The following is a 24,666-nucleotide window of genomic DNA, read 5'->3' as shown; positions in this document are numbered from 1 at the left end:
CGGGTGAGGCGTTCCGTGATGTGGTACTGCGGTGTGCAACATTCCTGGGCGGGGCTTGGTCGGTCGGCGGACGATGCTGGGTGGGGTGCTCGGAGCGGGGGTTCTGCTGGCGGCAGGAAGGCTGACCGCCGCTGCTGAACCGGCGGCGCCGCAGACGGTGGCCGCCAGGCAGCGGTTCTTCGGGGCCGACACCGTCGACGCGGCAACCGGTGCGGTGCGCGCCGATCGGGTGGTGCTGGCGTGGGTGGGGTGCACGACGTACGCGATGGCCATCGGCGGGTCGGTCTTCCTGCTGGACGCGTGGGTGCCGCGACTCACCAGCACCGGATATGTGCCCGCCACCCCGCAGGATTTGGCGGATCTCGCGCCCGAGGCGATCTTCATCGGGCACGGGCATTTCGATCACGCCGGTGATGCGGGACGGATTGCGCAAGCGTCCGGCGCGGTCGTCTACGGGACCACAGACCACGGGGTGAGCATCCGTGCGCAGGTGAGCGAGCCGGGGTTTCGGACCGTCGCACTCGGTGACGCGAATTCGGCACCGGGGGAGCGGCACGACTTCACCGTCGGCTCCGTCGAGGTGACTGCAATCCGGCACGTGCACTCCGCGCCCACCGCACCGGAACGACCCGGCGGCTCGCCCCCGTTCTTCCCGATGCCGGATCTCTGTGCCCTAGTGCAACATCCACCGACCCTGGGCGGTGTCTTGCAGAACGTGCCCCGGCTGAACGACCCGGAAGGCGGATCCCTCCTCTACCAATTCCGCGTCCCCGTTTTCTCGCTTGTCTGGCACGACTCCACCGGCCCACTCACCGAAAAGGCACCGAACGTCTTCGACGTCTTCGCCGCCCTACCCCCGACCGACGTCCAGATCGGCGCAGTCCAAGGCTTCAACCAGCTCACCAACGGCCTACGCGACCCCCGCCGCTACATCGAAGCGATTGCCCCCACCCTGTTCGTCCCCAGCCACCACGACAACTGGCTCCCCGGCATCACCGCAGGCGCCGCCACCTACGACCCACCCCTGCGCGACGAACTCACCCGAATCCCCACCCCTCACCGCCCCGAACTCCGCTCCCTCTACGACCCGACCGACTACATCCGCCCAGAACGCCTGACTTTCCCACTATGACGTAGGCCCAACACCTTCGCTGGGCGCATCTGCCTCCCTCGCCCCGTCGGTGAGTGGCACATGGTGGTGGCAAAGTGCGAGGAGGTCCCTCCGTCATGTGCCACTCAACAATTCCGTGTGCGCCGAGTGGAACGTGGTGGCGGTATAGGTCGAGTAGGCCTTCCGTCATGTCCCGCTCAACAATTCCGTGTGCGCCGAGCGGGACATGGTGGCAGGAAACGCCAAAGGAGTCCGCCGTCGCGCTGAGCGAATACGTCGTCATCCCCCGCTCGCCGTCGCCGTCGCGGACGTCCGAAGCCGGATGGGACGTAGTGGCGGTAAACGTCGAGGCGGCCCTTCGTCATGTCCCACTCGACAATTCCGTGTGCGCCGAGTGGGACGTGGTGGCGGCATAGGTCGAGTAGGCCTTCCGTCATGTCCCGCTCAACAACTCCACATGCGCCGAACGGGACATGGTGGCGAAACTCCGAAGGAGCCCGCCGTCCCGCTGGGCGAATACGTCGTCATGTCCCGCTCGCCGTCGCCCGACGCGGACGTCCGAAGCCGGATGGGACGTAGTGGCGGCAAACGTCGAGTAGGCCCTCCGTCATGTCCCCCTCGGCAACTCCGTATGCGCCGAACGGGACGTGGTGGCTGGAAACGCCGAAGGACTCCGTCATCATGTCCCGTTCGATGGCGTCCGCCGCGGATGTCCGAAGCCGGATGGGACGTAGCGGGGGCAGCGTCGGGTAGTTAGGGCATCACGATTCTGGACGCGGCACTAGGTGGTGGATTCGGCTGGGGCGGTGGGTTCGTGGACTCCGGGGAGTAGGTCGGGGGTGTACAGGCGGTCGATGTCGGGGGCGTATTTGGCGGCGATCGGTTTGCGGCGGAGCTTCATCGTGAGGGTGATTTCGTCGCCGCCGGGTTCCCAGAAAGTCGGGAGGACGGTGAAGCGTTTGATTTGTTCCACCCGAGACAATTTGGTGTTGCCTGCTGCGACACCGCGGGCGATCTCGGCGATGACTCCGGGGTCGGCGGCCAGGGCGGCGGCCGAGGCGTCTGGTAAATCGTGTTGGGCAGCATAGGGTTCGGCGGTTTCGGCGTCGATGACGATGAGTGCGGTGTTGAACGGACGCTGATCGCCGACGGTGGCGATGGAGCCGATGAGTGGGGTCGCCGCTTTGATGGCGTTCTCGATGTTGGCCGGGGACATGTTCTTTCCGGCGGAGTTGATGATGAGTTCCTTCTTGCGGTCGACGACGCGGAGGTAGCCGTCGGGGTCCTGGGTGAGGATGTCGCCAGTGTGCAGCCAGCCGTCGGCGTCGAGGGCTTCGGCGGTTTTGACCGGTTCTTCGCGGTAGGCGCGCATGATCGAGGGCCCGCGGACCAGGAATTCGCCGTCCTCGGCGATGCTGGCCTCGAGACCGGGGAGCAACTTGCCGACCGTGCCGAGCCGGGCTTCGTCGGGCGGGCTGACGCTGCTGATGCAGGTCACCTCGGACATGCCCCACACTTCGGAGATGGGGATGCCGAGTCCATAGAAGAAACCCAACGTCTCCGGCGGAATCGGGGCGGCACCCGACATCGCCCACTTCACTTGGTCGAGACCGAGTTTCGCGCGCAGTTTGCACAGCACGGCGGCGTCGGCCTTCGCCCACTCGGCGGCCAGCGCGTCGTCGACCGGTTCGCCGGTGAGCCCCGCGCCGGCCTTGCGTGCGGCGACACCGAGCGCCCACTGCAGTCCCGCCCGGGTGGCATCATCGGGTTCGTTGGCGACCGCGAATTCCAGTGCGGCCTTGAACTTTTCCCACACGCGGGGAACGGCGCCCCAGATTGTCGGCCTGGCGTCGAGCAGTGCGGCCAGCAGTTGGGTGCGGTCGGGCACGACGGTGATCTGGATGCCGAACACCTCCTGCAAGTACAGCGCGGTGAAGCGGTCGGCCATGTGCGCGGTTGGCAGATAAGAGGTTTGGCGATCGCCGAACTCGACGGGCAGGACCGAGGCGAAGGCGTGTGCGTCGAACAGCAGATTGGCGTGGGTGAGTTCGACGCCCTTCGGATTGCCGGTGGTCCCGGAGGTGTAGCAGAGCGTCACGATGTCGTCCGGTTGCACCGCACGCCAGCTGGCTTCGAAGTCGAAGGCGCTGTGCCCCAGCGACTTCAGTTCGTCGACACTGATGGTTCCGGGCGGTGTGCCGTCCAAGCAGACGATGATCTCGATCGGCACTCCGCACGCCCGAATCCGGTCCACGTACTGTGCCTCGCAGATCACCACCCGATTGCCCGCGTTGCCGAAGACGTAATTCAGCTGCTCGGGGACCAGTGTGTTGTACACGGAAAACGAAGTCGCCCCGGCGTGCTGTGCGCCCACCTCGAGCGGATAGAACTCGACCCGGTTGGCCATCATCAGGGCGACCGTGTCACCGCGGCCGATCCCGAGCGCACTCAATCCCGCCGCGACTTCCCGCACCTGTGCGGCGTAGTCCCGCCAGGTCAGACTCTGCGCACCGCCGATCGACCGGACCGCGACCGCGTCGGGATCGATGGCTGCGACCCGCTGAAAAGCGGCACAGGACGTGTTCGGTTCGGTCATGGTGCAACCCCGTTCGATCCAGCTGTCTATCTCTCTGAGACGGTAAATGGCGAGAACTGACACGGGGACGTTTCGAGTGATTTCCGTGCCGACGGGTGAATGCAGCGAGTGGTGCTGCTGGGATGCACGCCACGGGTGAGCTCGTCTGAGTCGCCGCGACTTGGTTCGCGCCTCGAAGACGGCGATTCACGTTAGACACCTACCCCGTAGGGGTATATGGTCGGAGAGGTCAACCGCACGTCCCGGCTTGTCCCATCGAGCCGAGCTCTGCGAACGAGGAGTGAGCAACGTGAACCACGACACGCACCGCCGCACCGCAGTTCTCGACGTGCGCGGCGTCCGCTGGGCCAGCCAAGCCAACGTCGTCACCGCCGTCCTCCGCCGCAGACCAGGCGTGCTCGACGTCGCCGCCAACCCCACCGCCCAAACCGCCACCATCTCCTACGACCCCACCCGCACCTCGGTCGCCGAACTCGCCGGCTGGATCCGCGACTGCGGCTACCACTGCGCCGGCCGCTCAGTCCCCACCCACATCTGCGACCCGATGATCGAACCGGATGCGCGCGGCGACACCGGCGGTTCCGGCATTGCTACGCCGCGCGACGCCGCGCAGCAAGCGGGCGGTGGGCACGGCGAGGGCGCTGATCATGGCGGGCCCACTCATCATCTCGAACCGGGTGGGAGCGCTGATCGCGCCGACCTCGGCGGGCAAGCCTGGGGCGCCGATCGCCGACATGGCGAGCGCGGCAATGTAGTTGGCGGCGGTGATCGCGCAGGGCAAGCCGACAGCGTCGATGGCGGCGATCGCGTTGGACACGTCGACCGTGTCGACGACGGCGAGCGCGCGAGCGGTGCCGACCACAGAGGACGTGCCGATGGTGCCGCCCGGAATGGGAGCACCGACCGCGCCGACTCTGCTGACCGCGCCGACTCTGCTGACCGCGCTGACCGCGCCGACCATGGCGGGCAAGCGTGGGATGCCCATCGCCGACACGGCGATCGTGGCGACATTGCTGGCGGCGACGATCGCGTTGGGCCAGTTGACGACGGCGATCACGCGAGTCGTGCCGACCATGGCGAGCGTGCTGATGGTGTCGCCCTCAATGAGAGCGCGGACCGCACCGACCGCACCGAGGGTGCCGATCGTGCCAACTGGAGCGACCGCGAGCGCGCCGACTCCGCCGAGCGCACCGATCATGGCGGGCACGGCGCCCGCGCAGGGCACGGCGACCAAGCTGACCATGGCGGGCACGGCGAGCGCGGCGCGGCTGGCCTCGGTGAGCTGGCTGGCAGCGGCGACCACTTAAGGCGAGCTGATCGCGGCGACCATGCTGATCATGATGGGCGCGCAGGTCGGGGGAGGGCCGTTCAGGGGAACATTGGCGGGCGCACCGACACTGGCGACCGAGGCGGGGAAGAGCAGGCTGATCACGGCGATCACGGCGATCACGGCGATCACGGCGATCACGGCGATCACGGCGATCACGGCGGGCACGGCGGGCATGCGGGCCATGCCGGAATGTCGATGGCCGAGATGGCCGCCGACATGCGAAACCGGTTTGTTGTCGCGGCCGTGTTCTCCGTGCTGGTGATGTTGTGGTCGCCGATGGCTACCGAGATGTTCGGGTTGCATTTACCGGTGCCGTTCGGGGTGCGGCAGGATATTTGGGCGCTGGTGTTGAGTTTGCCGGTGATCTTCTATTCGTCGGCGATCTTCTTCACCGGCGCGGTGGCGGCGTTGCGTGCGCGCACGTTGGACATGATGGTTCTGGTTGCGGTGGGGATCGGGGCGGGCTGGCTGTATTCGCTGGCGATCACGCTGACCGGCGGCGGTGAGGTGTTCTATGAGGCCTCGACGATGCTGGCAACCTTTGTGCTGCTCGGTCATTGGTTCGAGATGCGGGCGCGCGGCGGGGCCAACGATGCCATCCGAGCTCTGCTGGATCTGGCGCCGCCCAAGGCGGAGGTGATCCGCGAGGGCGTGCCGGTCGAGGTGCCTACCGCCGAGGTGGTGGTCGGTGACCTGCTGCTGGTGCGGCCCGGCGCGAAGGTCGCCGTCGACGGTGTGGTCGAGGAGGGCGACAGCGAGGTCGACGAGTCGATGGTGACGGGCGAAAGCATGCCGGTCCATAAGGAATCGGGCTCGACGGTGATCGGTGCGTCGTTGAACACCAACGGCACCTTGCGAGTTCGCGCGACCAAGGTCGGAGCGGATACCGCGCTGGCGCAGATCGTGGAACTGGTTCAGCAGGCGCAGAATTCGAAGGCGCCCGGACAGAAGCTCGCTGACCGCGCGGCGTTCTGGTTGGTGCTGGTCGCCTTGTTCGGCGGCGCATTGACGTTCACGGTGTGGCTGCTCGTCGGTGCCTCCTTCGCGAAGGCGATGCTGTTCGCGATCACTGTCGTGGTGATCACCTGCCCCGATGCCCTCGGCCTCGCCACGCCCACCGCGATCATGGTCGGCACCGGCCTCGGCGCGAAACGTGGTGTGTTGTTCAAGAATGCGCTGGCGCTGGAGTCCGCGGCGCGCATCCAAACGGTGGTGATGGACAAGACCGGCACTCTGACCAAGGGTGAGCCCGAAGTCACCGATGTAGTTACCGCCGAAGGGTATTCGGCAGAGCAGGTGCTGCGCCTGGTCGCCGCCGTCGAGCGTGAATCCGAACATCCACTCGCCACAGCGATCGTTCGGCACGCCGAAACCAGCGGCGTCGCAACGGAAACCGCGAGCAAGTTCGAGAACGTTCCGGGTCACGGCGCCGTCGCGGAGGTCGATGGACATCGGGTAGTGGTCGGAAACCGCCGGCTGTTCGACCGCGAAGGTATCGACATCGGAACGCTCGCCCCGCAACGTGACCGGCTGACAGACTCGGGACATACCGCGGTCCTCGCCGCGATCGACGGCACCGCGAGTGCTGTCATCGCCCTCGCCGACGCACCCCGCGACACCTCCGCGGCCGCGGTCGCCGAGCTGCACGACCTGGGTGTCGAGGTGGTGATGCTGACCGGCGACAATCGCGCCACCGCCGAACGCATCGCCGCCGATCTCGGTATCGATACCGTTATCGCGGAGGTCCTGCCGAAGGACAAGGCCGCGAAAATCGCTGAGCTGCAACGCGATGGACGCAAAGTCGCGATGGTCGGCGACGGAGTCAACGATGCTCCCGCGTTGGCGGGTGCCGATCTCGGCATCGCTATCGGCGCCGGAACCGATGTCGCCATCGAAACCGCTGACCTGGTCCTGATGCGCTCCGACCCGCTCGACGTACCGACCGCCCTGCGGATCGGTCGGGGAACGCTGCGCAAGATGCACCAAAACCTGGCCTGGGCAGTCGGTTACAACACCATCGCCCTGCCCATCGCCGCAGGCGTGTTCGTACCCGCGTTCGGCTTCACACTGCGACCCGAGATCGCCGCCATGTCGATGTCGGGCTCCAGCATCATCGTCGCCTTGAATGCGGTGTCGCTCAAACGCCTTCGCCTGCCGGGGCAAACATCGAGTGCGTCCGCACGCGAGACCGCCGAGCCGCACCCCGCGCACCGCTGACGACCGGCATTCGATCGCGGCACGGGGCAGGCTGACGGCCGCGCCGGAGTGCCGTGGTCGCGGGCGATCGGTCCCATCCCTGCGCGCTCGATAGGCTGCACGCGTCAGCGGCTATGTGCGGATCGCCGGCAACGTGTGACCGCTGCGGGTATCGAGGTCCGCGCGGCCGTGGTAGGGATCCTGCGCGGCACTCGCCAGCACGCCTTCGCGAGTCGCCGCCTTCTACACAGCCCGCCCTGTACATGTCTGAGACACTGACCTACATTCGATGCCCATGGACACGATTGAGCTCACCGCACCCGATGGACGGCTCGAGGCAATCCTGGCGCGACCGTCCGGCGATGGGCCGTGGCCTGGCGTTGTCGTAATCCACGACGGGGTGGGATTCGGTGCGGATCTGCGGCGGACCGTGCGCATGCTGGCCGATTACGGGTATCTGGTCATCGCTCCCAACCTGTTCTCCCGCGGCCGGGCGCGCTGCATCCGGACGATCTATCGAGCCTTGGTGTTCAGCGGAGACGGACCGCCGGTGCGTGATGTCTTGGCCGCGCGCGACCGGTTGGTCGCCGAACCCGACTGCACCGGTCGCACCGCCGTCGTCGGGTTCTGCATGGGCGGTGGTTTCGCATTGCTGGTCGCGCCGAAGGGTTTCGACGCCGCCGCGCCGTTCTACCCAAGCCTCTACGGCGACTATCGCGCCATGCTCGAGGGCTCGTGCCCGGTGGTCGCCAGCTACGCGCAGCGCGACCCGATCCTGATCGGCGCGCCCCGCAAACTGGACGAAGCGCTGACCGAGCTCGGCGTGGAGCACGACATCAAGGTCTATCCGAAGGTCACCCACGCCTTCGCTAACCTCACTCCCGCCGACCCGATCCTGCGCGTCACCGGCCTCGGTTACAACGAGGATGCGACGCGCGATGCGTGGCAGCGCATCTTCAGCTTTTTCGACACCCACCTCAACGGTGCGGAGAAGCCTGACGCCCAGTGATCGCGCTGGGGGTGAGCCTCGCCGGTCGCGCCGTGCTGTGGGGTGTCGGTCGCGAGACGGGGGCGCTTACTCGCCGCGCCATTGCGGTGCGCGCTTCTCGGCGAACGCGCGGGGACCTTCGAGGGCATCCTTGCTGACGAACACCGGCCCGGCTTCCGCCATACTCATCTCCCAGATCGGCGTGTCCCAGTCGGAGCCGAACTCGTTGACGCGGTGCATGATCCGCTTGGAAGCGCGCACCGACAGCGGTGCGTTCGCCGCGATGGTCTCGGCGAGCTTCAGCGCGGCGGGCAGCACCTGATCGGCGGGCACCACGCGGTTGACCAACCCCCAGTGCGCCGCGCTCGCGGCATCGATCGGCGTGCCCGTCAACGCCATCTCCAGCGCGATCTTGGGCGGCACCGCCCGCGGCAGCCGCAGCAATCCGCCTGCCGCAGCGACCAATCCACGCGTCACCTCCGGCAATCCGAGCGAGGCGTCCTCACTCATCACGGCGAGGTCGCTGGCCAGCACGATCTCGGTGCCACCACCGAGCGCGAACCCGTTGACCGCCGCGATCAGCGGTTTGTCCACGAAATGCTGTACCAGCCCGGCGAATCCGTACTCCGGATGCGCCGGATCGTGAATCCCGTTGCCGCGCGCCAACTCTTTGAGGTCGGCTCCGGCGCAGAAAGCCCGCCCGGCCCCGGTGATCACGCCGACCCGCAGCTCCGGGTCTGCGGCGAGCTCTTCCAGCGCGGCACCCACCGCACTCGACAACGCGGCATTCACCGCGTTCATCGCCTCGGGGCGATTGAGGGTGATAACGGCAATGTGCCCGTGGCGTTCCAGCGTGGCTGCGGCGGTCAAAGTGCCCTCCTTCAGAAGATCACTCGAACCTACCGGGACAGTGCCGCGGTGCGGGTCGAGATCCCGGTCAGCGGACGGCCGGTGGGACGCGTCAGGCGAAAGCTCCGGCCGATCGAGATGGTGCCCTCGTGGGCCCGCAGCGCACCGATCGCAGACAACCGCGTGCTCTGGACCACCGCAACGCGCGGCACGTAATGATCTGCTCGCGCCGCACCCTCGTGCAAGACTTGGCCCGTGAGTGGGCCGAGCGAAGACATTCAGCACAAGACCAGCAAGGGTCGCGACCAGACCGACAAGACCAGCGGTAGCCACGCGGTACCGGATCGCGGCGACGTGATCGGGTCCGGCATCATGTGGCTCGCGAAATGGGCGTTGTGCATTGTCGCGATCGCCGCGGGCGCGTGGGTGCTGATGTACCTCTTCGCGAAACTGTGGGTGGTCCTGCTGCCGGTGGCGCTCGCGATCGTCATCGCGACCGTGCTGTGGCCGCCCACCCGATGGCTTACGCGAAAAGGTCTGCGGCCCGCCTTGGCGGCGACCATTACGATGGTCGCGTTCGTCGGCGTGCTGGCCGGCGTGGTCGCGTTGATCGTGCCGTCGGTGGTGGACCAGGCCCCGGACCTCGCGGACAAGTCCACCGAGGGCGTGAATACGGTGCGCGATTGGATGCAGGGTCCGCCGCTGCGCATTCGCGATGAGCAACTCGATTCAGCGGTCGACGCGATCGTGTCCCGGTTGCAGTCCAGCGCCGCGCAGATCGCGGGCGGTGTGTTCAGCGGGGTGTCCACGGCGACGTCGGCGATTGTCACCCTGTTCCTCGTGCTCGTGCTGAGCTTCTTCTTCGTCAAGGACGGGCCGAGGTTGCTGCCCTGGCTGCACGCCGTGCTCGGCAGCCGTAGCGGCCGTCACGTCGAAGAGGTGCTGAATCGGGCATGGGTCACGCTCGGCGGTTTCATCCGCACCCAGGCGCTGGTCAGTTTGATCGACGCGGTGTTCATCGGTGCGGGGCTGGTGATCCTCGGGGTGCCGTTGGCGCTGGTGCTCGCGGTGCTCACCTTTATCGGCGGTTTCATCCCGATAGTGGGTGCGTTCGTGGCCGGTGCGCTCGCGGTGCTCGTCGCGCTGGTCGGGAACGGTTTCACGACCGCGTTGATCGTGCTCGGCATCATCATCGCGGTGCAGCAGCTGGAAGGCAATGTGCTGCAACCGGTCTTGCAGAGCCGGAGCATGCAGTTGCACGCGGTGGTGGTGCTGCTCGCGGTCACCGCGGGCGGGTCGATCTACGGCATCGTCGGCGCGTTCCTCGCCGTCCCGGTGGTGGCGGTGATCGCGGTGGTGGTCCGCTACATCGGCGAGCAGATCGATGTGGTCACCGCCGCGCCACCGGAGTCCGACGACGAGGTTCAGCCCGCGAAGGAGTAGCTCACTCGGTCTGGCGGGCGGCCAGCAGCGCGGTGATCGCGCCTGCGAACATGGTGTTCTTGATGGCGCCGAGAGTGCCGGGATCCTTGCCGCCGAGCGGGGCGAGCAATGCCAGCGCGGTGTCGGTGATCGCGCCCTCGGGGGCGGTGGCGTCGACGATATCGACTGCGAGAGCGTCGGTTCCGCCGAAGCGGCGGCCGGTGGTCATCGAGGCGACCGCGGTTTTTGGAGTGAGCTTGGCTTGGATGAGCGCGGCCATACCCTCCGTGAACGGGATGCGGATGTCGACCTCGGGGAAGCAGAAGTAACCGCGGTCGGCGCGCATGACCCGGTAGTCGTGGGCGATGGCCAGCATGGAGCCCGCGCCGAAGGCGTGGCCGGGCAGCGCGGCGACGGTGGGCACCGGCAGGGTGAGCACCCGCGCGAACAGTGCTTGGACTTCACCGACGTACCACTGGGTGCGGTCGCCGTTGGCGCCGAGCCAGTCCAGGTCGAGGCCGTTGGAGTAGAACTTGCCGCTGGCGGTGGTGATCAAGCCCTGTGCGCCGTCGGCGAGGACGGTGTCGAGTTGAGCGTTGACAGCTTCGAGAAATGCTGGCGAGAAACGGTTTTCGTCGTCGCCCAGGTTCAGGACGGCGATCTTGTCGTGGTAGCTGAGGGTCGGCATCTGGTTCCTTGTGTTGTGCGGTTCGGAATCTAGGGGGAGCGCTTTGTGGTCACGGTGGTGGGCCTACTTCCAAGACCGCACGCACCGCCGCGCGAAGTTGCTCGCGGGCCAGGGGATTGGTGACCCTGTTGCGGCGCAGCAGGATCGCGGTGGGTAGGTCGACCATGCACACGATCAGTACATCGACTGCGCGGCCGTCGCCGCGACCCCACAGATGCCGGGACAGTCGAATCAGTAACTCCACCAACACTTTGTCGGTGTCCGCGAGTTCGGTAGCGATAGCGTCGGGGACGTCACCGAGCAGTTCGTCGCGCTCGACGGTGAGCAGTAGCCGCGACGAGGTCGGAAACTTTTCGGCGAACACCACGGGCGCTTCGGCGGCGGCGATCACCGCGTCGATGCCGTCCTGCTGCTCCGGTCCGTCCAGTGCGGCGTCGACCAGTTCGGACTGCAAGGCCAGGAAGCGGTGCGCGGCCCGTAACCAGGTGCGGCCGAGCAGCTCCGCGCGCGAACCGAAGGTGTGGTAAATCGCGCCGTTGGATACGCCGGTCGCCGCGGCGACGGCGCGAGTGGTGACCGCAGCCGGGCCCGATCGCACGGCCAGTGACTCCGCGGCATCGAGCACGATGTCCGGGTCGTGGGTGCGAGGGCGGGGCATGCCGATCACTATAACAGAGCGATTGCTCTGTTATTCGCGAGCGCTGAGCTCGGCCCTGCGCGATACCCGGATGTGGGTGTGATCGGGGCCGGGTGCGACTGATGGTCGGGCGTAGTCGGGGGCGGTGTCGCTCGCGGCCCTGCTACTTGTTCGTTCTTGTTGCTATTCCGTACGCGCACTAGATATTTCGCCGGGTAACAGGTACTTGGGGTCGCTCGAACAGCGCGGTAGCGGCTTGGTTATCCTCGTACGAGCCGGCGAGACAATGGGGTACTGTTCGGTCCTCCCACCCCTGCCCGAACGAACAGAACGGCACCCGGCATGTCACGTGTGGTCACCAAGGAGCAGTACTTCGACACCGCTCTGGAGGTGCTCGCTGAATTCGGTTTCAAGGGTCTCAATATCGGTGTGCTGTGCCGTCGTCTGGGCGTCACCAGCGGCTCGTTCTATCACCACTTCGGCAGCTGGCAGGGTTTCGTCGACGCGCTGCTCGAGCACTGGGAGAACCGGCAGGTGCTGATCCTGCGCACCCTGAAGTTCAACCAGGGCAACCCCGATGACGACATTCGCGCCATGTCCGACCTCGCCTCCGGCCTGCACCACGCCGCGGAGGCCGCGATCCGCGCCTGGGCCGCCAACGACGAATCGGTGAACCTGGCGCTCAAGCGCGTCGACGAATCTCGTAGGCGCACAGTGCATAAGGCCATCAAGGGCGTGGTCGGCGACGACGACACCTCGGCGGTGGTCACCGGGCTCGGTATGGCGATGCTGATCGGCTACCAGCAGATCGCGGCCGGGGGCGAAGATCTGTCCTTGGACAAGTTGCTCAACGAATACGCGCGCCTGATCTATTCACACGCCCGCCGCTGAGAGCCCTTGCCCCGCACTCAACCCAGCAACTCGTCCACATAACACCACCGCCACGCCTCCCCGGGTTCGACGCTGCGCATCACCGGGTGCCCACTACTGCCGTAATGCTTGGTCGCGTGATTACCGACAGACGAATCGCAGCAAGCAATGTGCCCGCACGACAGGCACATTCGCAGATGAACCCAACTCATCCCCTCCGCGACGCATTCGGCGCAAACGTCCGGGCTCGCCGGATCCAGCACCAGCGGAGCAGCGCGAAGATGCGCGCACGTATCGCCGGCCGCAGGCGCTGAGAGTGGTTCGAGACGCTCCTCTTCCGTCTCGTCGTACCGATCGATCATCGACTCCTCGAGGTCGAGCCGAGCCAGCACGTACTGCAGGATCTCGTAGTCGGCGGAACCCGAATCCCGTACGCGCAGTACAGTTTCGCGCTCTACCCGCAGCATCGCCAACCGCAGCCGCCGGTATTCCGCGGTCGGCGTCGCCAACTCGGATTCTGAACGGCCCAGCCGTTCCCAAGCCGCATTGGTCTTCCAGGTGACCCGGTCGCGCAACGAATCGACGACCGAAGCCGGCGTGTCCGGGGTGATCCACTTGTCGAGTTCGGCCAGCCCCGCCGTCGTCGCCTGCTGAAGCAGGTTCGCCTTCTGTAGCGCCATCTCGGCCCGGCTCGGCCCGCGCAGGTGCAGCAACCGCACCAACCATGGCAGCGAAGTACCTTGCAGCAGTAGCGTTCCCGCGACAACGACCAGCGCGAGCAGCTTCAATACCGGCAACTGTGGCGTGTCCTCGGGCAACAGCAGCACTGCGGCGAGGGTGACCACCCCGCGCATCCCCGCCCACGACGCCACCGCCGAATGCGTCAACGGAACGCCCCCTGTGGGCCCGATCCGGCGAATCAGCAAGGACCAGGGGAAGATCCACAACGGTCGCGCCAGCATGGTCACCAGCAGCACCCCGATGGCGGCGACTACCACCGTCCGGTGATCGAGCCCGCTGCTCCACGCACCCTCGAGGATCGCACGCACCTGCAAACCGATGATGACGAATACCGAGCTCTCCAAGATGAATTGGATCGTGCGCCAATTGGTGCGCTCCGCGATCCGCGACGCCGCGCTCTGCCATACCGGCGCACCGTGCCCGAGGATCATGCCGCAGGTGACCACCGCGATCACGCCGGACGCGTGCATTCCTTCGGCGGGCAGGTACGCCGCGAACGGCGCGAGGAACGACAGCGTCGTGTCCAGCACCGGGTCGGTGATCCGACGGCGCAGCAGCGCAAGCAGATACGCCACGACGACACCCACCGCGGCACCGCCACCCGCGGCGAGCAGGAAGTCGCCGCCGGCCTGCCACACCGTCACCGTTCCGGCCGACGCGGCGATCGCCGTGCGCAAGGCCACCAGCGCGGTCGCGTCGTTGAACAGCGACTCGTCTTCCAGGATGGTGACGATCTGGCGAGGCATCCCGATCCGCCGGGCCACCGCCGTCGCGGCCACAGCGTCGGGCGGCGCCACTACCGCGCCCAGCGCGACCGCAACCGCGAACGGCACCGGCAGCAACCACCACACCACCGCCGCGACCGCAAAGGTAGTGAACAGCACCAACCCCACCGACAGCGACGCGATGGTGCGCATATTGGCGCGGAAGTCCACCAGGGAAGTCCGGATCGCCGCCGTATAGAGCAGCGGAGGCAGCAATCCGAGCAGGATGATCTCGGGATCGGGGTGAATCTCCGGCACGAACGGCAGATACGACGCCGCCACGCCGGCCAGGGTCAGGACGAGCGGTTCGGACACACCGAATCGGCGGGCCAGCGCCGCCAGCGCCGCCGCCGAGGCAACGAGAACCACCAGGCCGATCGCGACATGCACCGTGGCATTCTCGCAGAGCGCATCTCCGGCAACTCTGCCCGCGGTACATGACACGTCCGCTGTCGACGGATTTCCTGTGCCGGAGGGGTTCAGGGGCCATGCTTGTCGGCGACAAGGAGGTAGGCATGGAGGAGTTTGCGTCCTGGCGGGCGAACGGCAGGCGGTTCACCCACCGCGGCCACCAGATCTTCTATCGCGACGACGGCGGTGGCGCCGACGGCACACTGCTCTGCATCCACGGATTCCCGACCGCGTCCTGGGACTGGCACCTCGTCTGGCCGGGCCTGTGCGAGCGGTTTGCTCGGGTGCTCGCGCCGGACATGATCGGTTTCGGCTGGTCGGCGAAGCCGCGCAATTATCAGTATTCGATCGCCGATCAGGCCGACATTCACGAGAATCTACTGCGGGAGCAGGGCGTCGGCCGGGTCCACATCTTGGCTCACGACTACGGGGATACCGTCGCTCAGGAATTGCTCGCCCGTGATGCCGAGCGTCGCGCCGCAGGGGATGAGTCGCTGGTGATCGAGTCGGTGTGCCTGCTCAATGGTGGATTGTTCCCCGAGACGCACCGGGCTCGGTTGGTGCAGCGCCTGCTGGCGAGTCCGCTCGGACCGGTGTTCAGCTTCCTGGCCAGTGAGCGCGCCTACACTGCGAGCCTGTCCGCCGTCTTCGGCCCCGATACCAAGCCGACGCGCGAAGAGCTGGAACAGTTCTGGACGTTGTGGTGTGGTAAGCGCGGTAAACGCAACGGCCACAAGCTGATTCGGTACATGGGTGAACGTCGCAAGAATCGCGAGCGCTGGGTCGGTGCCCTGCGCGACACCGTGGTGCCGCTGCGCCTTATCGACGGTCTGCTCGATCCGGTCTCCGGGGCGCACATGGCTCGCCGGTATCGCGAACTGATCCCGAATCCCGACGTGATCGAGTTGCCGAAGGTCGGCCACTATCCCCAGGTCGAAGCGCCGGCCGACACCCTGTCCGCCTTTCTCGACTTCCATGCGACTCGGGTCGGCCACCGGACGACGTGAGTTTCGTGAGCGATCACTCGACCCATGCCGCGTCACCTTTATGGCACATCCCATAACATGGCGGTATGGCAGGGACACGCCGAGCGCGTAGTGACGGATCTGTACGCCCGCGGCCGGGTGATGCGCGGCGGCGCATGATCGAGGGCGCGGTGGAGTCGTTGCGGGTGCACGGTGCCAGCGCTACGAGTGTGGATCGGGTGCTCAGCAGCACCGGGGCGCCGCGCGGCTCGGTGTATCACCACTTTCCCGGCGGGCGCACGGAGCTGGTCAACGAAGCGGTCGTGACGGCGGGGACCATCATGTCCGAGTTCATCGAGCGGCTGACCCGCGACAACGACTCGGTGACGGCGCTCGACCAGTTCGGCGCGATGTGGCGGCGAACCTTGGTCGACAGCGAGTTCCGCGCCGGCTGTCCGATTTTCGCGGTCGCGGTCGAAACCAACGACGACGCACCGGAATTCGCTCGTTCCGCAGCCGAGACCTTCGCGCGCTGGCAAACGTCGCTGGCCGACGTGCTTGTCCGCGAAGGGGTTTCGGAAGCCCGCGCGCGCCGCCTGGCCACCCTCACCGTCGCCGCCTTCGAGGGCGCTATCGCGCTGTGCCGAGCCCAGCGCGACATCACACCGCTCGACGACGTCGTTGCCGAGCTGCGCGACCTGCTCCCCACAGCTACCGGCACGGCGGAATCTGGTTCGCAGCAGTAACGTCATCGCGCCCCATTCGGGCGACATCAACGTCACGCGTCCTGTTCGGATTCTGTGGGTGCCACGGGCGTCCACCGCGTGGCTCCGTCTTGCGACGTGGTTCGTCGCCTATCGCGGCTCCCGCGCCAACCGGTTAAGCCGCCGCGTTCGGCATGCACAGCGAGAAATCGCCTTCCCGCGTGAGCGGGGCCGAGCAAACACCGATCGCTCGTACCGCACCGATACTTGTTGCCGCGCTGGGTGGTACCCCTTGACACACCTATTATGGTGGACACCATAATCAGAACGGGTTCGGGTGAACCGGGTTTGCGTTGCCGCATTCTCGTGGTCCGGCCGTTGCCATGTGCATCGAAGGAGCCGCCGATGTCCGCCGCCGATCTCCAGCTGGAGACCATCGAACTGATCCGAGACGGGCGGGTGCTGACGGCGCGGGTCGTCGCGCCGCCGCTCAACTTCGCCACTCCCGAATTCGTGCGCGATCTGGACCTGCTGACCGCGGCGGTGGATGCCGACGACACGGTAGGCGCGGTCGTGCTCACCGGCGGGCTGCCCGGCCGGTTCCTCACCCACGCCGACCCACGCGCGCTGACCGGCATGATCGAACTGCCGCATCCGTTCGTCCCCGCGCGAGTCGCCGCCCCGTTCCTGCGGTTCGGTGATGTGGCAATGCGGTTACCGGGAGCGGCCCGGCTGGCGGAGCGTTTCGGTGGCGGGCTCGGCGTCGGCCTGGTGTGGGGGCATCGCTGGAAGAAGACCACGCTGCGGATGAATCGTTCCGGCGTGGTGTACCTGGCCGCGATCAACGGCCCGGCACTCGGCGGCGGGCACGAGATCGCGCTGGCATGTGACCTGCGTTATGCGGCCGACGCCGAACACGTAAAACTCGGTCAGATCGAGACCTTGGCCAACCTGATACCGGGCGGCGGCGGAACCCAGCGGCTGTCCCGACTCCTGGGTGCGGCCAAGGCAATCGAGGTGACCCTCGAAGGTGCACCGCTGTCGGTGCGGGAAGGCTATCGACTAGGGCTGGTGCACCGGTTGGTCCCAGAAGATCAGCTGCTGGCCGAAACCCAAGTGACCGCAGCGAGATTGGCAACGCGCAATCCGGTCGCCGTCGCGGAAGCCAAGCGCGCCATCTACTTCGGCACCGATAAGTCGCTGTCTCGCGGCCTCGACCGTGAGCAGGCCGGGTTCATTTCCGCGGGCACCACCGCCGCGGCCGGCCGCACCACGACGGCCTTCCTCGAGGACCTCGAACGCCTCGGCGACACCCCGTTCCTCGCCGATCTCAAACCGTGGCTGGACGGCACTCGCGTGGATCAGGTCAGCAAGTGACCGCGGCAGCAACGGGCCGGCCCGAGGTCGATGGCGACCGGGCTCGAGACGCCCACGTGACGGCATCTCGCGGTAGCGCCGCAAACACGGAGTGGCACAAGACCGCATGCATCCTCTGCGAGAACAATTGCGGCCTGCTGATCCAGCTCGACGACCGCCGCTTCGCCAAGATTCGCGGCGACAAGGAACATGTCGCGTCCGCCGGCTACACGTGCAACAAGGCGCTACGCCTGGACCACTATCAGAACGGCGGTGTCCGCCTCACCGCACCGCTGCGCCGCGAAGCCGACGGAAGTTTCACCGAAATCGACTGGGACACGGCTATATCCGAGATCGCCACGCGTCTCATCGAGGTCAAGAACCGCTACGGCGGCGACAAGATCTTCTACTACGGCGGCGGGGGACAGGGTAACCACCTCGGTGGTGCGTACAGCGGTGCGCTGCGCCGCGCGATCGGCGCCCGCTACCGGTCCAGCGCCTTGGCTCAGGAGAAAACCGGGGAAGGCTGGGTCGACGGTCACCTCACCGGCGGCCACACCACCGGCGATTTCGAGCACGCCGAAGTGTCGGTGTTCCTCGGTAAGAATCCCTGGCAGTCGCACGGCGTCCCGCGGGCCCGGACGGTGTTGCAGCAGATCGCCAAAGACCCAGCCCGCAGCATGATCGTGCTGGATCCGGTGCGCACCGAAACCGCCGACCTCGCCGACATCCACCTGCAACTCCGCCCGGGTACCGACGCCTGGTGCCTGTCCGCGATCCTCGCCGTTCTGGTGCAGGACGACCTCGTCGACCATGCCTTCCTCGCCGAACACACCACCGATTCCGAGTCGGTCCTTCGGGAATTCTCCGGCATCGATGTCGCCGCCTATGCCGAAATCTGCGGCGTACCCGAGCAACTCGTACGCGCGGCGGCGCACCGCATCGGCACTGCCGCCAGCGTTGCCACGTATGAAGACCTGGGTGTGCAGCAGAGTCCCAACAGCACCCTCATCTCCTATCTGAACAAACTGCTCTGGCTGCTCACCGGCAACTTCGCCAAACCCGGTGCCATGCAGCCACACTCGTGGATGGCACCGCTGGCCGGATACAGCCGCGACATCAAACGCACACCGGTGACGGGCGCACCGATCCTCGGCGGCATGGTGCCGTGCAACTCCATTGCCGAGGAGATCCTCACCGACCATCCGGACCGTTTCCGCGCGATGATCGTCGAGTCCGCCAATCCGGCCCACTCCCTTGCCGATTCGGCCAAGTTCCGGCAAGCGCTCGAAGCGCTCGACCTGGTCGTAGTCCTCGACGTCGCCCTCACCGAAACCGCGCGTCAGGCCGACTACGTGCTGCCCGCAGCCAGTCAGTTCGAGAAGTGGGAAGCCACCTTCTTCAATCTCGAGTTCCCGCACAACACCTTTCACCTGCGCGCACCGGTCCTCGACCCGCTGCCGGGCACGCTGGCCGAACCGGAAATCTACGCCCGGCTGCTGCGCAGGCTCGGCACCGTCGGTGCCGGGAAACTCGCCGTACTAGGGATGGCCGCGAAACTCGGTCGCCGCCCGTACAAGTGGGCGTTCGCCGCAATGCTCGCGGCCGATAAATCCCTCGCGGGTGTGGCGCCGTATGTGCTGTACGAGACCCTCGGCCCCACCCTGCCCGAGGATGCGCGCGCCGCGGCGGTGCTGTGGGGGTTGGCCCAGCGCGTCGCGAAGGTGTACCCCGCCGCCATGCGTCGCGCCGGACACCGTGACGCCGACGCACTTTTCGACGCCATCCTCGCAGGCCGCTCCGGGGTCACCTTCACCGTCGACGACTACGCCGACGCCTGGGACTACGTACCGCACCCCGACAAGCGAATCCCGTTGGCAATACCGGAATTACTGCACACCCTGCGCGAGCTCGCCAGCACTGCGTCCACCCACACCAGTGCCGAATTCCCCTTCGTCCTCGCCGCAGGGGAGCGGCGTTCGTTCACCGCCAATACGATCTTCCGCGACAGCACCTGGCGCCACCGCGACCCCAACGGCTCCCTGCGGCTCAACCCCGACGACGCCGCCGACCTCGGCCTCGCCACCGGCGACCGCGCCCGCATCACCACCCGTCGCGGCACCGCCATCTCCACCGTGGAAGTGAACGACCGCATGCAGCGCGGCCACGCTTCGCTGCCCAACGGCCTCGGCCTCGACCTGCCCGATGGCGACGGCACTCAGCGCACCGGCGTCGCCGCCAACGAACTGACCGACGTCACCTGGCGCGACGCCATCGCGGGAACCCCGTGGCACAAGCACGTTCCGGCTCGCATCGAGGCACTTGAGGAGATCTGAGACCAACGAGTGGCGTCGGATTCGGCTGCGTGCCGGAACGCGGCACTAGCTCTCCCGAACTCGGGATTAGCCTGCGTGTCGGTAACGCGGCACTGGTTCTCTCGAACTCGGGTTCGCCTGCGTGTTGGCAACGCGGCACTGGCTCTCTCGAACTCGGGATTAGCCTGCGTGTCGGTAACGCGGCACTGGCTCTCCCGAACTCGGGATTCGCCTGCTGTCGGCAACCTGGCACCGGATCTCCTGAACTCGGCAATCGGCCCACCCTCGGGTACACGAACGCCCCGGCCGCGCACGTATCACCGTTGATACGTACGCGGCCGGGGCGTGCGTCCTTCACGAGCCCCTCATCGACCCGCGAAGAGCGGCGGACTAGGGAGTGTTGCGCAGGATGTCGACGCCGCGACCAGCCAGCCAGGGGAGCGGGTCGATCGGCTGGCCGCCGGGCAGATGCACTTCGTAGTGCAGGTGCGGGCCGGTGGAGAAGCCGCGGTTGCCGACGGTGGCGATGATGTCGCCCGCGCGGACCTGCTGGCCGACCGTGGCGAGGATGTCGTTGACGTGGCCGTAGACGCCGATGGTGCCGTCGTCCTGCTGCACCCGGACCCACATGCCGAAGCCACTGGCCGGTCCGGCCTCGATCACCACGCCGTCGGTGACCGCGGCGATCGGCGTGCCGATCGCGTCGGCCAGGTCGAGGCCCGCGTGCAGCGAACCCCAGCGCTCGCCGAAGGTCGAGGTCAGGATGCCCGCGATCGGGCGAACGGTCTTGGGGCGGGCCGCTTCGACGGCGAAACGATTCTGCTCCCACACCACGTTCTCCGGCACGATCTGCGGCATCTGCGCCTCACGCGGGGTGAAGGCAGTGAACGCGACCTGCTGTGCGGTGTCGGCGTCAGCGGAGGCGAGGGTTCCGGCGGTCAGGTGGCCGGAGGTGGTGGTCGAGTGCTGATCGGCGGCGGCTAGCACGCCGAGCGAGGCGCTGACGACCGCGGACACGGCCACCGCGCGGGTGGCGGCACGGTGGCGTCGAGTCCGGGTCGCGCCCCGACGAGAAGATAACGGAACGGTCACGGGCATAGGACGAACGTACGGGAGGTTAATCGGAGCTCTGCAATCCTGTGGTTACCGTCACAGCGGTGGAAAAGCCCAGTTCGGGTATTACAAGTGTGTAACGCGCTCGCGCGCCTCCGATGTTCACCTGGGGGAATTCCCTAAGGCGCCGAGTTGACCAAATGGTCGCTCGGTGATCACACTATTTCAGTGGCGACTAATGGAGTTCGTGCGCTGATGGCGCTGTCCGACCCGACCCGCCGTGCCATTTTCGAAGCGCTTCCGCAGGCTCCGCGCGCGGTCGGCGAGTTGGCCGAACTCACCGGGGTGACCAGCTCGGCGGTCTCGCAGCACCTGCGTGTTCTCCGCGAGGCGCGCCTGGTGATGATGCGTCCGGAAGGTAACCGCCGGCTGTACTCGCTCGATCCCCGTGGTCTCGGCGACGCCCGCGACTATCTCGATCAGTTCTGGCCCAGTGCGCTCGCCGCCTACGCGGCCGCGTTGCAGACCGCACGAACCGACGGCAGAGTCTGAGTGCGATCTGCGCGGCGGGTCGGCCACGCCTGCCCGGGCTGTCGTCGTGACACGCCACGTCGGCCGACATGGCCTGCTCGGCCAGCACCGAATTCCGTCAGCGCGGTGGCGCATGAACGCCAGCCTGTGGTCGGGAGAGACGGGCCGCGGGTCGCAGGTGTGCGCGGGGGAACGAACCGGGTCTGCGAAGTCGACGGTGGGTGGCGGATGCGGTTGTGGTGCGGGCCTGTTGGCGGCGGCTGGGGCCGTCAGCCGACGCGACGATAAGGAGCGCGGCGGGACTGGGTAGCGGACGCGTTGTTGAGTTGCTTGTCGACCGCGTTTATCACCTCGGTGACACCGATCCGCAGCAGTCCGGGGTCGGGCGTGTCGGCGTATGGGTCGCCGAGCTGCCCTGCCCAGAGCACGGCGTGCCGGTTGAGCAGGTGCGGGGGTGGTCCGCCCCAGCGCGGCGGCGTCGGGCCGAACAGCAGCACGGTGCGTGTGCCGAACGCGGTGGCCAGGTGGGCGACTCCGGTGTCGCCGCTGATCACGAGCCCGGCCTCGGCGATCGTCGCAGCCAGTTCGATGAGGTTCTGGTCGCCGGCGAGAACTCGGCTGATTGGCAGGCCGGCGCGCGCGGCGATGTTCAGCGCGATCTCTCGTTCGTACTCATCGCCGGTCAGTACTACCTCGCGACCGAGCACGAGCAGATGCCGGACGACGGCGGCGAACCGATCGGCGGGCCAGCGGCGGGCAGGCGCACCAGCCCCGACGTGCACCACGACGCAGTCGCGGTGGCTGGTGGTCGCCACCGGTGGCACCAGACCCAGATTGCGCCGGTCCGCGACGATCCCGTCGGATTCGAGCAGGTGGCACCAGCGGTCCACGTGATGCATGTCCGTCTGCCACTCGGGGCCGGTCAGTTCGGGGAACGCCGGGTTGCGGTAGCTGAGGATCCGGCCCGGGGCCGTCTTCTCCAGCTGCACAATGCTTTCGGTGGTGGGCCCGTGCAGGTTGACCGCGAGTTGCGGGCCGGGCGCGTCCCAGCGCAGGCCGCCGAGTTCGGCGGTGGGAACCATCGTGTCCACCGACGCGATCAGGTCGACGATCGGCTTCAGCCGGTGCGGGGCGGCGAGTGCGATGTGGTCGTGCGGCCTTGCCCGGCGCAGCGCACGGAGCGCCGGGACCGCAGTGAGTAGATCACCAAGGCCCCGTGCCTGCAGCACGAGTACAACCGCCACCCTCTTCTCCTAGCCACCCGAGACTCACGATTCCCGACCCACCCGCTTCACCACATGGGCGTACACGACCAGAGTCACTTAGGGATGACTACCCGACCCTGTCAGGCCATAAACCCCGGCGAGTCAGGCGTCACTCATCGCCGCTTGTCCGCAGGCGCACTAACCTCGTGTCATGACCTCCCGGCTCAACCCGTACCTGACTTTCGGCGACACGGCCCGCGCAGCTCTGGAGTTCTACCGCGACGTGTTCGGCGGCACCCTGACCATCAGCACCTTCAGCGAATTCAGCGACCAGGAGGCGCCCGGTGCGGACCTGGTCATGCACGGCGTCCTGGAGACCCCGAGCGGCTTCACGTTGATGGCCGCGGACACCCCGCCCGGCATGGAATACACACCGGGAAGCAGCATTTCGATCAGCCTCAGTGGTTCGGACGCTGCCGAGTTGCACGGTTACTGGGACCGTCTGTCGGAGGCAGGCACGGTGTCGGTGCCGCTGGAGAAGCAGATGTGGGGGGACGAGTTCGGTTTGTGCCGAGATCGTTTCGGCATTGCCTGGATGGTGAACATCGTGGCGCCTGCCACGGCCGACTCGGGCGTGTCGAGCACCGACGGGGTGGGCGACTAGCGGGTCGGATCGGCCGGTGAACCGGCTGTTCGACGGGCAAGCCCACTGAACCGCAGCGTCCAGGGAGTGAACCGCAGCGTTCGGCAGGCAAATATCCAGGAAACCCACTGGCGGGGCATAGCATCGGACTATGACGACGACAAACAGCGTGCTCGAGGGTCCTTTGCAGTCTCTTGCCCGCAGTGCGTGGCAAACCGTTCTGGTCACCGGCTTACTCTCGGTGATCCTCGGTGTGATCATTCTCGCCTGGCCCGGTGTGACCCTGCTGGCGGCGGGCATCCTCTTCGGAATCTATCTGGTGGTCAGCGGCTTCCTGCAGCTGATGGCCGCGTTCGGCGCACCGAGCAGTACCGGGATCCGCGTGCTCGCCTTCATCAGCGGGGTGCTCTCCATCGCGATCGGCGTCTTCTGCTTCCGGGACGAGCTGACTTCGATTCTGCTGCTTGCCATCTGGATCGGCATCGGGTGGTTGTTCCGCGGTGTGTCCGCGGTGGTGATCGCGATTTCCGAGCCGGACGTGCCGGGTCGCTGGCTGGCCGTGTTCTTCGGCGTGCTCACCGTGATCGCCGGCATCGTGCTGATCGCCTGGCCGTTGACCTCGGTCGCCACGTTGGCAGTCGTGGTCGGCGTGTGGTTGATCGTGCTCGGGATCATGGAGGTCATCGTGGCGTTCGGGATTCGCAAGGATGCCAAGAGGTTCCAGGGAACCGGCATCTGACAGATTCGGTCTCGGCCTGCGGCCGTCGCGTCGACTCGGCGCGGCGGCCGTTGTGCGTCTGCGGGATTGAGGTGGAGGGCATTTCTGGCATGTGTCGCTGCGTGGCTTCTGCGTTATGGGATCAGCACCGGTGCAGTCGCCGTGTCACGTGACGCCACTGACTGCCTCCGTTTGGATAGGCTGGCTCTCTCGCCACGATCCCTGAATCGTCGATCCAAGCACTTACCGCAAACTTGCCTGGTCTGCAGTCGATCCGGTGCGCCGGCTATTCCCTGATGCGGTGCCTTGTCTGCCATACGATGCGGTGGGCTGGCCGTCGATGGTGGCCACCCACTGCAACGGAAACTCCGCCGCGGCCGCACCACCCAGGTGTGTCGATCTCGGGTGGCGGGCGATCAGGTCGACGCGACGCATTGGCCCATCGTCGACGCGACGCATCGGCCGATCGCCGGCGCGACCAGGTGGCTGTCGCCCGACCCGGCGCGATGACGGTGAGTGGCACAGGCTGTGGCAATCGTCGAGATGAGCTCTCCATGGTGTGCCACTCACGCG

General features: G+C 66.9%; 18 protein-coding genes and 2 pseudogenes. 13 read left to right on the top strand and 7 right to left on the bottom strand.

Annotated features, from left to right (window positions below; translation table 11 throughout):
• The first annotated feature begins 85 nt into the window (after nucleotides 1-85).
• Nucleotides 86-1,132 carry an MBL fold metallo-hydrolase gene (locus DBO33_RS22190; protein ID WP_234390978.1) on the top strand — a complete coding sequence of 349 codons (1,047 nt, stop codon included), beginning with the start codon at nucleotides 86-88 and terminating at the stop codon, nucleotides 1,130-1,132.
• Nucleotides 1,133-1,892: 760 nt separating this feature from the next.
• Here the strand turns inward: DBO33_RS22190 and fadD11 are convergent.
• Nucleotides 1,893-3,707: a fatty acid--CoA ligase FadD11 gene (fadD11, locus tag DBO33_RS22185; protein WP_107656756.1), complete on the bottom strand. Its 1,815-nt coding sequence runs from the start codon at nucleotides 3,705-3,707 to the stop codon at nucleotides 1,893-1,895.
• 280 nt (nucleotides 3,708-3,987) lie between these two features.
• Here fadD11 and DBO33_RS44725 point away from each other — a divergent pair.
• From DBO33_RS44725 to DBO33_RS22165, 3 genes and pseudogenes are all read left to right on the top strand, one after another.
• A pseudogene (locus tag DBO33_RS44725) lies at nucleotides 3,988-4,200 on the top strand (heavy-metal-associated domain-containing protein); the annotation flags it as partial.
• Between the two features lie 996 nt (nucleotides 4,201-5,196).
• Nucleotides 5,197-7,254 (top strand): annotated as a pseudogene (locus DBO33_RS44720) (heavy metal translocating P-type ATPase); the annotation flags it as partial.
• A 274-nt stretch (nucleotides 7,255-7,528) separates the two neighbouring features.
• A complete protein-coding gene (locus DBO33_RS22165) occupies nucleotides 7,529-8,242 on the top strand; it encodes a dienelactone hydrolase family protein (RefSeq protein WP_107656755.1) in 714 nt (237 codons plus the stop codon).
• A 66-nt stretch (nucleotides 8,243-8,308) separates the two neighbouring features.
• Here the strand turns inward: DBO33_RS22165 and DBO33_RS22160 are convergent, their stop codons facing one another.
• On the bottom strand, nucleotides 8,309-9,091 hold the full coding sequence (locus tag DBO33_RS22160) for a crotonase/enoyl-CoA hydratase family protein (protein WP_107656754.1): 783 nt from the start codon (nucleotides 9,089-9,091) through the stop codon (nucleotides 8,309-8,311).
• A 234-nt stretch (nucleotides 9,092-9,325) separates the two neighbouring features.
• Between DBO33_RS22160 and DBO33_RS22155 the strand changes: the two genes are divergently transcribed.
• Nucleotides 9,326-10,513 carry an AI-2E family transporter gene (locus DBO33_RS22155; protein WP_407670527.1) on the top strand — a complete coding sequence of 396 codons (1,188 nt, stop codon included), beginning with the start codon at nucleotides 9,326-9,328 and terminating at the stop codon, nucleotides 10,511-10,513.
• Between the two features lies 1 nt (nucleotide 10,514).
• On the opposite strand, the gene DBO33_RS22150 is transcribed toward DBO33_RS22155, so the two are convergent.
• Complete coding sequence (locus DBO33_RS22150; RefSeq protein ID WP_107656753.1) at nucleotides 10,515-11,180, bottom strand: enoyl-CoA hydratase-related protein; 666 nt, start codon at nucleotides 11,178-11,180, stop codon at nucleotides 10,515-10,517.
• 49 nt (nucleotides 11,181-11,229) lie between these two features.
• Nucleotides 11,230-11,838 carry a TetR/AcrR family transcriptional regulator gene (locus DBO33_RS22145; protein WP_107660494.1) on the bottom strand — a complete coding sequence of 203 codons (609 nt, stop codon included), beginning with the start codon at nucleotides 11,836-11,838 and terminating at the stop codon, nucleotides 11,230-11,232.
• Between the two features lie 321 nt (nucleotides 11,839-12,159).
• Here DBO33_RS22145 and DBO33_RS22140 point away from each other — a divergent pair, with 321 nt between their 5' ends.
• Nucleotides 12,160-12,708 (top strand): TetR/AcrR family transcriptional regulator, encoded by a 549-nt coding sequence (locus DBO33_RS22140; RefSeq protein WP_107656752.1) that lies wholly within the window; start codon nucleotides 12,160-12,162, stop codon nucleotides 12,706-12,708.
• Nucleotides 12,709-12,725: 17 nt separating this feature from the next.
• Here the strand turns inward: DBO33_RS22140 and DBO33_RS22135 are convergent, their stop codons facing one another.
• Nucleotides 12,726-14,582 carry a Na+/H+ antiporter gene (locus DBO33_RS22135; RefSeq protein ID WP_107656751.1) on the bottom strand — a complete coding sequence of 619 codons (1,857 nt, stop codon included), beginning with the start codon at nucleotides 14,580-14,582 and terminating at the stop codon, nucleotides 12,726-12,728.
• Nucleotides 14,583-14,707: 125 nt separating this feature from the next.
• Between DBO33_RS22135 and DBO33_RS22130 the strand changes: the two genes are divergently transcribed.
• The 4 genes from DBO33_RS22130 (at nucleotide 14,708) to DBO33_RS22115 (ending at nucleotide 19,964) form a co-directional block, all read left to right on the top strand.
• On the top strand, nucleotides 14,708-15,610 hold the full coding sequence (locus tag DBO33_RS22130; protein WP_107660493.1) for an alpha/beta fold hydrolase: 903 nt from the start codon (nucleotides 14,708-14,710) through the stop codon (nucleotides 15,608-15,610).
• A gap of 65 nt (nucleotides 15,611-15,675) precedes the next feature.
• Entirely contained in the window at nucleotides 15,676-16,314 is a 639-nt protein-coding gene (locus DBO33_RS22125; RefSeq protein ID WP_234390976.1) for a TetR/AcrR family transcriptional regulator, read from the top strand.
• A 363-nt stretch (nucleotides 16,315-16,677) separates the two neighbouring features.
• On the top strand, nucleotides 16,678-17,649 hold the full coding sequence (locus tag DBO33_RS44595; RefSeq protein ID WP_107656749.1) for an enoyl-CoA hydratase/isomerase family protein: 972 nt from the start codon (nucleotides 16,678-16,680) through the stop codon (nucleotides 17,647-17,649).
• A gap of 56 nt (nucleotides 17,650-17,705) precedes the next feature.
• Complete coding sequence (locus DBO33_RS22115; protein WP_107656748.1) at nucleotides 17,706-19,964, top strand: molybdopterin-dependent oxidoreductase; 2,259 nt, start codon at nucleotides 17,706-17,708, stop codon at nucleotides 19,962-19,964.
• 369 nt (nucleotides 19,965-20,333) lie between these two features.
• On the opposite strand, the gene DBO33_RS22110 is transcribed toward DBO33_RS22115, so the two are convergent.
• Complete coding sequence (locus DBO33_RS22110; protein ID WP_107656747.1) at nucleotides 20,334-21,041, bottom strand: M23 family metallopeptidase; 708 nt, start codon at nucleotides 21,039-21,041, stop codon at nucleotides 20,334-20,336.
• A gap of 210 nt (nucleotides 21,042-21,251) precedes the next feature.
• Here DBO33_RS22110 and DBO33_RS22105 point away from each other — a divergent pair, with 210 nt between their 5' ends.
• On the top strand, nucleotides 21,252-21,548 hold the full coding sequence (locus DBO33_RS22105; RefSeq protein ID WP_234391381.1) for an ArsR/SmtB family transcription factor: 297 nt from the start codon (nucleotides 21,252-21,254) through the stop codon (nucleotides 21,546-21,548).
• Nucleotides 21,549-21,796: 248 nt separating this feature from the next.
• Here the strand turns inward: DBO33_RS22105 and DBO33_RS22100 are convergent, their stop codons facing one another.
• A complete protein-coding gene (locus DBO33_RS22100; RefSeq protein WP_107656746.1) occupies nucleotides 21,797-22,771 on the bottom strand; it encodes a glycosyltransferase family 9 protein in 975 nt (324 codons plus the stop codon).
• A 172-nt stretch (nucleotides 22,772-22,943) separates the two neighbouring features.
• On the opposite strand from DBO33_RS22100, the gene DBO33_RS22095 reads away from it, so the two are divergent.
• Both DBO33_RS22095 and DBO33_RS22090 read left to right on the top strand, forming a co-directional pair.
• Nucleotides 22,944-23,396 carry a VOC family protein gene (locus tag DBO33_RS22095; RefSeq protein WP_107656745.1) on the top strand — a complete coding sequence of 151 codons (453 nt, stop codon included), beginning with the start codon at nucleotides 22,944-22,946 and terminating at the stop codon, nucleotides 23,394-23,396.
• A 130-nt stretch (nucleotides 23,397-23,526) separates the two neighbouring features.
• Complete coding sequence (locus tag DBO33_RS22090) at nucleotides 23,527-24,114, top strand: HdeD family acid-resistance protein (protein ID WP_107656744.1); 588 nt, start codon at nucleotides 23,527-23,529, stop codon at nucleotides 24,112-24,114.
• Nucleotides 24,115-24,666: the final 552 nt, after the last annotated feature.

The organism is Nocardia suismassiliense (assembly GCF_900269665.1).
Taxonomy (GTDB): Bacteria; Actinomycetota; Actinomycetes; order Mycobacteriales; family Mycobacteriaceae; genus Nocardia; species Nocardia suismassiliense.
This window is presented reverse-complemented; position numbering and strand designations above follow the sequence as displayed.